General features: G+C 68.1%; 2 protein-coding genes. Both read left to right on the top strand.

Features of this window, described 5'->3' with window-relative positions; all coding sequences use genetic code 11:
- Nucleotides 1-94 precede the first annotated feature (94 nt).
- Nucleotides 95-1,333, top strand: a complete 1,239-nt coding sequence (gene istA / locus EV647_RS03040) for an IS21 family transposase (protein ID WP_133998076.1) — start codon at nucleotides 95-97, stop codon at nucleotides 1,331-1,333.
- Nucleotides 1,333-2,133: an IS21-like element helper ATPase IstB gene (istB, locus tag EV647_RS03035; protein ID WP_133998073.1), complete on the top strand. Its 801-nt coding sequence runs from the start codon at nucleotides 1,333-1,335 to the stop codon at nucleotides 2,131-2,133. Before istA ends, istB begins: the two co-directional genes overlap by 1 nt.
- Nucleotides 2,134-2,193: the final 60 nt, after the last annotated feature.

Genomic DNA, 2,193 nt, shown 5'->3' with positions numbered 1-2,193 from the left:
TGTCGACGGCAGGTGAAAACTGACCCCCAGGCGGCAACTGAAAACTGACCCCTTCGGAAGATGCTGGCCTCAGCGCGAGGTCAGGAGGAAGCGGGTGCTGACTGTGGAGGATTGGGCTGAGATTCGGCGGTTGCGCCGGTCCGAGGGGATGCCGATCAAGGTGATCGCTCGGGCGATGGGTTGTTCGAAGAACACGGTGAAGCAGGCGTTGCGCAGCGATGGTGCGCCTCGGTACGTGCGTGCGCCGCGAGGCTCGTTGGTCGACGAGGTGGAGCCGCGGATCCGGGAGTTGTTGCGGGCGTGGCCGACGATGCCGGCGACGGTGGTCGCGGAGCGGATCGGGTGGCAGCACTCGATCCGGATCCTGCGAGATCGGGTCAGCGATCTGCGGCCGGCGTATCTGCAGCCTGATCCGGCGTCGCGAACGACGTACCTGCCGGGTGAGTTGGCGCAGTGCGACTTCTGGTTCCCCGAGGTGAGCCTGCCGGTGGGGTTCGGGCAGACCAGGTCACCGATGCAGCTGCCGGTGCTGGTGATGGCGTCGGGCTACTCGCGGTGGCTGTCGGCGCGGCTGCTGCCGTCGCGGGCGGCCGAGGATCTGTTCGCCGGCTGGTGGGTGCTGCTCGAGCGGCTTGGCGGCGTTCCCAAGACTCTGGTCTGGGACGGCGAGGGAGCGATCGGCAGGTGGCGTCGCGGCACCGCCGAGCTGACTGGCGATTGCCAGGCGTTCCGCGGCACGCTGGGCGCGAAGGTGATCGTCTGCAAGCCGGCCGATCCGGAGGCGAAAGGGCTGATCGAGCGGGCCAACGGCTATCTGGAGACCTCGTTTCTGCCGGGTCGCACCTTCACCGATCCCGGCGACTTCAACGCCCAGCTGCAGGGGTGGTTGCCGAAGGCAAACGCCCGCCGGATGCGGGTGCTGGGCTGCTCACCGGGCGATCGGGTCGAGGCGGACCGGGCGGCGATGCTCACCCTGCCACCGGTCGCGCCGGTCACCGGTTGGCGCAGGTCGCAGCGGTTGCCCCGGGACTATTACATCCGGCTCGACTCCAACGACTACTCGGTGCACCCGGCCGCGGTCGGCCGGCGGATCGAGATCGTCGCCGACCTGGATCGGGTCCGGGTGTTCTGCGAGGGCGCTGTCGTGGCCGACCATCCACGCTGCTGGGCGCACCACCAGTCGATCACCGACACCGTCCACGCCCAGGCCGCGACCGCGTTGCGCCGTGACCGGTTCACCGTCGTCGCCCCAGCAGCGACCGAGGTGGAACAGCGGGCGCTGACCGACTACGACATCGCCTTCGGACTGCGGCTGGACCAGGGAGCGTCGTGATGCCGACCCGGACGAAAGCCACACCGGTCAAAGACCTGACCGCCGAGATCGCCTACCTCACCCGGGCGTTGAAGGCACCCACCCTGCGCGAATCAGTGGACCGCCTCGCCGAACGAGCCCGCGCGGAGTCCTGGACACATGAGGAGTATCTGGTCGCCTGCCTGCAACGTGAGGTCGCCGCCCGCGACGCCCACGGCGGCGAAGGCCGGATCAGATCGGCCAGGTTCCCCGCCCGCAAAAGCCTGGAGGAGTTCGACTTCGACCACGCCCGCGGCCTGGCCCGTGATCTGATCGCCCACCTCGGCACCCTCGACTTCGTCACAGCCAAGGAGAACGTGGTGTTCCTCGGCCCGCCCGGCACCGGCAAGACCCACCTCGCGATCGGGCTCGGTATCCGCGCCTGCCAAGCCGGCCACCGGGTCCTGTTCGCCACCGCCAGCCAATGGGTCGCCCGGCTTGCCGACGCCCACCACACCAGCCGTCTGCAAGACGAACTCGTCCGGCTCGCCCGCTATCCACTGCTCATCGTCGACGAGGTCGGCTACATCCCCTTCGAACCCGAGGCCGCGAACCTGTTCTTCCAACTCGTCTCGTCCCGCTACGAACGCGCCTCGCTGATCGTCACCAGCAACAAACCCTTCGGCCGCTGGGGCGAAGTCTTCGGCGACGACATCGTCGCCGCTGCCATGATCGACCGCCTCGTCCACCACGCCGACGTCGTCGCCCTCAAAGGCGACTCCTACCGACTCAGAAACCGAGACCTCGGCCGCGTCCCAGCCGCCAACACCGAGGAACCATGACCACCAAGGGGTCAATTTTCAACTGCCGCAAGGGGGTCAGTTTTCGTCTGCCGTTGACAG

It is taken from the genome of Kribbella sp. VKM Ac-2566 (genome assembly GCF_004366005.1).
In the GTDB taxonomy this organism is placed as follows: domain Bacteria; phylum Actinomycetota; class Actinomycetes; order Propionibacteriales; family Kribbellaceae; genus Kribbella; species Kribbella pratensis.
The sequence above is the reverse complement of the archived record's forward strand: the minus strand, read 5'-3'. Positions and strand labels throughout refer to the sequence as shown.